Origin of the sequence: Streptomyces sp. PH10-H1, assembly GCF_030063355.1 — a bacterium.
Classification (GTDB): Bacteria; Actinomycetota; Actinomycetes; order Streptomycetales; family Streptomycetaceae; genus Actinacidiphila.
The window spans coordinates 149,552-155,825 of the sequence record NZ_JASISZ010000008.1 but is presented as its reverse complement, the minus strand read 5'-3'; the positions used below and the strand labels follow the sequence as shown (position 1 = coordinate 155,825).

The 6,274-nt window shown below is 71.0% G+C and carries 6 protein-coding genes; 4 read left to right on the top strand and 2 right to left on the bottom strand.

Annotation, left to right across the window (positions count from 1 at the left end; translation table 11 throughout):
• Nucleotides 1–287 precede the first annotated feature (287 nt).
• On the top strand, nucleotides 288–587 hold the full coding sequence (locus QMK24_RS08255) for an STAS domain-containing protein (protein ID WP_283464630.1): 300 nt from the start codon (nucleotides 288–290) through the stop codon (nucleotides 585–587).
• A 170-nt stretch (nucleotides 588–757) separates the two neighbouring features.
• On the top strand, nucleotides 758–3,163 hold the full coding sequence (locus QMK24_RS08250) for an ATP-binding protein (RefSeq protein ID WP_283464628.1): 2,406 nt from the start codon (nucleotides 758–760) through the stop codon (nucleotides 3,161–3,163).
• Nucleotides 3,164–3,364: 201 nt separating this feature from the next.
• On the opposite strand, the gene nucS is transcribed toward QMK24_RS08250, so the two are convergent.
• Complete coding sequence (gene nucS / locus QMK24_RS08245) at nucleotides 3,365–4,027, bottom strand: endonuclease NucS (RefSeq protein ID WP_283464626.1); 663 nt, start codon at nucleotides 4,025–4,027, stop codon at nucleotides 3,365–3,367.
• Nucleotides 4,028–4,249: 222 nt separating this feature from the next.
• Here nucS and QMK24_RS08240 point away from each other — a divergent pair, with 222 nt between their 5' ends.
• Nucleotides 4,250–4,642: an SCO5389 family protein gene (locus QMK24_RS08240; RefSeq protein WP_138357354.1), complete on the top strand. Its 393-nt coding sequence runs from the start codon at nucleotides 4,250–4,252 to the stop codon at nucleotides 4,640–4,642.
• Between the two features lie 38 nt (nucleotides 4,643–4,680).
• Here the strand turns inward: QMK24_RS08240 and QMK24_RS08235 are convergent, their stop codons facing one another.
• On the bottom strand, nucleotides 4,681–5,712 hold the full coding sequence (locus QMK24_RS08235; RefSeq protein WP_283464624.1) for an LLM class flavin-dependent oxidoreductase: 1,032 nt from the start codon (nucleotides 5,710–5,712) through the stop codon (nucleotides 4,681–4,683).
• 186 nt (nucleotides 5,713–5,898) lie between these two features.
• Here QMK24_RS08235 and QMK24_RS08230 point away from each other — a divergent pair, with 186 nt between their 5' ends.
• Nucleotides 5,899–6,225, top strand: a complete 327-nt coding sequence (locus tag QMK24_RS08230; RefSeq protein WP_283464623.1) for an Rv1322 family protein — start codon at nucleotides 5,899–5,901, stop codon at nucleotides 6,223–6,225.
• The last annotated feature ends 49 nt before the right edge of the window (nucleotides 6,226–6,274 follow it).

The window sequence follows — 6,274 nt, the reverse complement described above, 5'->3', positions numbered from 1 at the left end:
ATCCGCAGGCACGTTCCGACTACTCGCCAACACCCGTAACTCAGCGACCTGTTCCACGGAGAGCTCCATGCCAGTACCAACGAGACACACGAGATTAAGTAACGCCAACGGGATCACGAGACACTAGGGCCTGTCCAGCCCTAAGCCGCTTCACTCCCAGGAGTGAATTCGGTATCGGTTCGCTCACAGACGGCAACGTTTATATGCGACGAACCGTCAGTTGTGGTGAGCCATCGGGGCCCTCATGGGGGGACCACATCACACCATCACTCCACCGGGAGCGATTTATGCATATCCAGGGCGACCACGCCGAGCTGGTCGTCGGAGGCCGTCTCGACGTCCGCAGCGCGGCGGACGCCCGCACCGTCCTGCATACCGCCGTGGACTCCGGTCGCGGCGATCTTGTGCTGGACCTGACAGCACTGGATTCGTGGGACGCCGCGGGTCTGGGCGTGATCATGGGAGCGCACCGCCGCGCCGGCCGGGTCAACCGACGGCTCGTGCTGCGAGGCGTCCCGCCCCAGATGCAGCGGCTGCTCGTAGCCACACGACTGCACAGAATCCTGGCGATCGAGGCTGAAAGGTGATGTAAGGGCAGCACGGCGCCCCTGCCCTTCGGCAATACTGTCCGGGGCTTTAGAGTTCGGTTTCCGGCCCGCCACGCGGCGGGCCGAGGAGGGGAACCGGACCAGTCCGACAGCGGACTTACGGTGGTCCGATACGACCCCGTACGCGACGCATATGGGGGGCGGAAACGATGGACCCACACTCCGGTCGACCAGACGATCTCGCGGCACCCGAGCCCGATCCGGGAGCCGCCGGCGACACCGTGGCGCTGGCGCGCCTGCCGCGCCAGCCGCGCGACCCTTCCCCCGGCTTCGGCGGGGAGACCCTGTGGCCCGAGCCGGGCACCGGCGGATCCAGCGCCGCCCGGGTCGTCCAGGTGGTCGCGGGCGACTTCCTGCTCACCGTCAACCCGGTGGACGGCAGCGAAGTCGCGGAATGCCCGCCGGAGGAGCGGCGCACACCCGTGCGCCGCACCCCGCAGGACCGTGAGCGGCAGGCCGTGGCCCGCCGTCCGCAGCTGCCACCGGGCCCCCGCGCAACGGAACTGCCCCTGCTGGAGCGGGACGAGGAACGCGAGCGGCTCATCCGGCTGCTCGCCCGCGGCCGCTCGGTCCGCGTCACCGGACCCTCGGGCGCCGGGCGCAGCTCGCTGCTCGACGTCGTCGCCGCGGCCTGCGCCGATCTCGCGCCGGACGGGGTACTGCGCCTGTCCGGCTACCGCCGCACCACCAGTGACCTGCTGCAGGATCTGTTCAGCCTGGTCTACGAGGCCGACGGGTACCGCCCCGACCGGCCGCGGCTGCTGGAACTGCTGAGCGACGTGGGCGCGGTCGTCGTCCTCGACGACCTCGAATTCGGCGGCGCCGCGCTCGAGGAGCTGCTGGCCGCCGCACCGGAGTGCGCCTTCCTGATCACCACGACCCCGGACGTCGCCGCCCCCGCGTCCGACTCGCTCATCGAAGAGGTCTTCCTGCCCGGACTCACCCGGGTGGCATGCCTTGAGCTCCTGGAGCGCGTCGTGGAGCGCCCCCTCGACGAGGAAGAGGCGGCCTGGGCCGCCGACCTCTGGTTCGAGTCCGAGGGGCTGCCGCTGCGCTTCTTCCAGGCCGGCGCCCTGCTGCGGCAGCGCGACGTGCTGCGGACCCCGGTCGAGGCCGGGACGGAGTGGGACGACTCCGTCTGGACCTCGGACGTCTCGTCCGGCGGCCCGTTCGACGCCGAGCCCGCCGGCCGCATACCGCTGCCCTCGCTCGCGGAGAGCGCCGCACCGGCCGACCTCCTCGCGTCCCGGCTGAGCGAAGCGGCCCAGACGGCGCTGGTCTTCGCCGTCGCACTCGACGGCGACTGCCCCCACCCCTCGCACCTGCCCGCCCTCGTGGGCGACACCCACGGTGACGCCGCGCTCGGCGAGATCGCCGCCTGCGGGCTCGCCGTCCCCGTCGCCTCGCACTACCGGCTCGCCGCCGGCGTACGGCAGCAGCTGGCCGTAGGGCTCGCCGCGGAGCCCGATGACACCGCGGCCCGGTCACTCGCCGCGGCCCAGCACTACGCCTGGTGGGCCGACCACCCATCGGTAGCCCCCCAGCGGACGGCCTCCGAGGCCGAGGCGATCCTCGCCGCCATGGCCGCCTGCCGCGACGCGGGGCACCCCAACTCGGCCGTCCTCCTCGCCCGCACCGCCGCCCCCGCGTTCGCCGCCGCGCTGCATTGGAGCGCCTGGGAGCGGGCCCTGCGGATCGGCCAGGAGTCGGCACGGCTGGCCGGCGAAGTGGCCGAAGAGGCCTACTTCCATCACGAGTTGGGCGTACTCGCCCTCTGCACCGGCAACCTCGACCGCGCGCGAGCCGAACTGGAGGCCTCCATAGGCCTGCGCGGGGCGCTCGCCGACCGCCAGGGCACCCTGGTGGGCCGCAGAACCCTCGCGCTCGTCAACGACCGCTCCAGCAGCCCCCCGTCCGTCGCCGGAGTGGAGATACCCACCCCGGGCTCGGACGCATCCCTGCTGCCCGCGGCGCTGCTCGCCGGGTCCGGCACCGCCTACGAACCACCCGTCACGGTCATCAGCAAGCGGCTCGCCGCAGCCGGCCCTTCCCCCCGCCGGGCCGCGTTCGGCAACCCCCGCCGCAATCTCCTCGCCGCGGGCGCGGGCGCCGTCCTCGCCGCCGTGGTCGGCACGATCGTCACCCTGGGCACCTCGGCGGGCAGCAGCGACAACCGGAACGTCCCGAACAACGTGAAGCCGGTCGAATCCGCCCAGCCGGACGACCCGAACGCCGGCCTCCCCGCCGACCAGCCGACCACCGGCGCCACAAAGCCGGGCCAGACCACCCCGCCCGCCACCCCGACCTCCCCGGGCGGTCAGCCCGCGACGTCGGGCAGGCCGGGCGGATCCTCGTCGGCGCCGGGCAGCGACAACCACACGTCACCCGCACCGGGACGCACATCGTCCGCACCGAGCACGTCCGGTAGCCCCTCGAACTCCCCGAAACCGAGTTCGCCCGGTACGCCGTCCGGTACGCCATCCGGTACGCAGTCCAGTACGCCCTCGGCATCCGGTTCGAGCTCAGCGTCCCCGTCTCCGTCACCGTCCAGGTAGAAGCGTGGCGGCCACAATCGCCTAGGACGAAGTCCCGCGGGCCCCTGTCGTCACGGAGGGGCACGGGGGCGGAGGGGGAGGGGGAGGGGTTCGAAATGCTGCCGAGCTATTTGTGGGCCGCCAGGCCCGTAAATAGTCGATTTCGAACCCCTCCCCCGGAGTCACCGGGCCCCGGCCCCAGCTCGGGCCCCGGCCCCGGCCTCAGAACAGCCTCAACTTGTCGTCCGAGATACCCCGCATCCCGTCGTAATCGAGCACCACACACCCGATCCCCCGGTCCGTAGCCAGCACCCGTGCCTGCGGCTTGATCTCCTGCGCCGCGAAGACCCCCCTGACCGGCGCCAGATGCGGGTCGCGGTTCAGGAGCTCGAGGTAGCGCGTGAGCTGCTCGACGCCGTCGATGTCGCCGCGCCGCTTGAGCTCGACGGCGACCGTCACGCCCTCGGCGTCGCGGCACAGGATGTCCACCGGCCCGATCGCCGTCATGTACTCGCGCCGGATGAGGGTCCAGCCCGCACCCAGCACCTCCATCCGGTCGGCGAGCAGCTCCTGGAGGTGGGCCTCGACGCCGTCCTTGATGAGGCCGGGGTCGATCCCCAGTTCGTGGGACGAGTCGTGGAGGACTTCCTCGATGGTGATGATCAGCTGCTCACCGCCCTTGTTCACCACGGTCCACGTGCCGTCGTCGCCCACCTTGAGCGTGCACGGCGGGGACATCCAGTTGAGCGGCTTGTAGGCGCGGTCATCGGCATGGATGGAGACCGAGCCGTCAGCCTTCACGAGGAGCAAACGGGTCGCCGACGGGAGGTGGGCGGAGAGCTTGCCCGCGTAGTCCACGGAGCAGCGGGCAATGACGAGGCGCATGGTCCGCAACGCTACTCGACGCCGTACCCCGCGCGCGATTCGCCCTCGAAAGGCCGGTCCGGGCGACTGCTGAAATTTGGCCGGTTGTGCGCGCTACCTCCTGGTGCGTCAGGACCGTGCCGCCTACCGTTGTATGTGGAAGCCGTCGTGCGGGAGAAGCTCGGCCGGTTTCCGGTCCATGTCCGTCTGGCCCCGCGCCGTGGGGTCACGAGAGGAGTACCCATGTCGCTCGACGTCTCACCGGCCCTCCTCGAACAGGCCGAGCGAGGCGAGGTCGACGAGAAGGAATTCGTCGACTGCGTCCGGACCTCCCTGCCGTACGCATGGGAGATGATCAGTTCACTGGTGGCGCAACTCAAGGTTGACGGCGGTTCCTTCGCCGACAACCAGGTGCCGCCACCGGACGAGCAGGCGCGCGGTCAGCTGCTGCGCGCGCTGGCGAGTGACGCGATACGCGGTGCCCTGCAGCGCCACTTCGGGGTCCGTCTCGCGTTCCAGAACTGCCACCGGGTCGCGGTGTTCCCGCTCGACCCGGCCGTTGACGGGAGTTACGGGAAGTTTACTTCCGTGCGCTCCCAACTGCTCAACCAGTCCCCTGAGTTCAGGGATTGCTGATCTGAATGTGACAGCATCCACGTGCTCCCGCCGACGGTTCAGGCCAATTGCGGGAGCACGTCGCTGCCCAGTCGCATCACGTTCTCCTCGGTGACAGCCAGATCTCCCGAGCCCTCCACCAACAGGGCGAAACGGGTGATCCCGGTCCGCTCGGCGGTGGCCGCGAGCCGGTCGGCGCACAACTGCGGCGTCCCCACCGGATGCAGGTCGCAGAGCAACTCCGTGTAGTCGAACGGGTTCCGCATCGCGCGGGCGCTGCCGTCCACGGTCTGATGCGCGGCCAGCCCGCGTTGCAGCCAGCCCGGCATCGCCTTCACCAGCGTCTCGACCGCGTCCGCGCGGCTGTCCGCGACCTGGACGACTCCGGCCGACACATGCTCGGCCCCGGCTGCGGCGATGACGTCGGGGGAGAGTCCGGCCGCCCGCGCGGTGGTCCGCCAGACCGCGACCATCCCGGCCTTCTCCTCGTCACCGCAGTGCATGCCGAGCAGCATCGGCAGACCGCGTTCCGCTGCCAGCCGGACGGAGCCGGGGGAGGTGCAGGCCACCACGACCGGCGGTCCGGCGGGTTCGTCGAGTTCATCGGGGCGCGGTACGACGGGCACTTCGCGGAACGAGTAGCGCGGCCCGTCCGTCCCGACACGTGGCTCGCGCAGCCAGCGCAGCAGCAGGTCCAGTGATTCCGGGAAGCCCTGCTCGTACGCTTCGAGGCCGGCGCCGAAGACCTCCAGGTCCACCCAGGGGCCGCCGCGCCCGACGCCGAGCGTGAAGCGGCCGCGCGAGGCTATGTGCAGCAGCGCCGCCTGCTCGCCGAGCGCCACCGGATGCGCGGTCGGCAGCACGCTGACGGCCGTCCCGACCCCGATGGTGTCCGTACGCCCGAGCAGATAGGCCGCGAGGGTCACCGCGGACGGGCATACGCCGTACGGAACGAAGTGGTGTTCGGCCAGCCATACGGCGTCCAGTCCCGCGGTCTCGGCCAGCTCGGCCGACCGTATCGCCCGGTGCAGCACTTCCGCCTGGCCCTGACCGGGGAACTGAGCCGCGAGAACAAAAGTCCCAACACGCATTGGTCACTCCCTCCTCTACTGGCACTAACGCTTGACACGTGCCAAAGGCACGGCCTCCCGCAGCGATTTCATGATTTTCGGCAACGGGCGGTGAGGTGGGGGCGGAATCGGTGGTGCGCCTGCCCATCGAGCCGCCGCGTATTCTGGGACGAGCTGCCCCGATCCGACCGAACTGCGAGGTGTTCCATGTCGCCGCGTCGTAACCACCCGCGCGGTGGTGACAGCCCCGCCGACCGCCCCGAGGAAACGGGTACGGGCCGGGGCCCCGAGCGTACCGAGACCTGGCACGGCGAGGAGTGGTCAGTGCGGCCGATCGCCGCAAGTGCTACGGGCAAGCACTACCGTTGCCCCGGTTGCGACCAGGAGATCCCGCCCACCGTCGGCCACTTGGTGGCCTGGCCGGAGTACGGCGGCGGTGTGGACGACCGGCGGCACTGGCACCGGGCGTGCTGGAACGCGAAGGACCGCCGCACCACGAGGGTGCAGCGGTCCCGTAACGCGCCCCGCTACTGAGCAGAGCGGTAAGGCAGGCAGCCGTCAGACGGTCCAGCCGTCACGTCGG

Coding starts and splice junctions, on each gene's coding strand:
- QMK24_RS08255 (WP_283464630.1), top strand. CDS start 288: ATGCATATCCAGGGCGACCACGCCGAGCTGGTCGTCGGAGGCCGTCTC.
- QMK24_RS08250 (WP_283464628.1), top strand. CDS start 758: ATGGACCCACACTCCGGTCGACCAGACGATCTCGCGGCACCCGAGCCC.
- nucS (WP_283464626.1), bottom strand. CDS start 4,027: ATGCGCCTCGTCATTGCCCGCTGCTCCGTGGACTACGCGGGCAAGCTC.
- QMK24_RS08240 (WP_138357354.1), top strand. CDS start 4,250: ATGTCGCTCGACGTCTCACCGGCCCTCCTCGAACAGGCCGAGCGAGGC.
- QMK24_RS08235 (WP_283464624.1), bottom strand. CDS start 5,712: ATGCGTGTTGGGACTTTTGTTCTCGCGGCTCAGTTCCCCGGTCAGGGC.
- QMK24_RS08230 (WP_283464623.1), top strand. CDS start 5,899: ATGTCGCCGCGTCGTAACCACCCGCGCGGTGGTGACAGCCCCGCCGAC.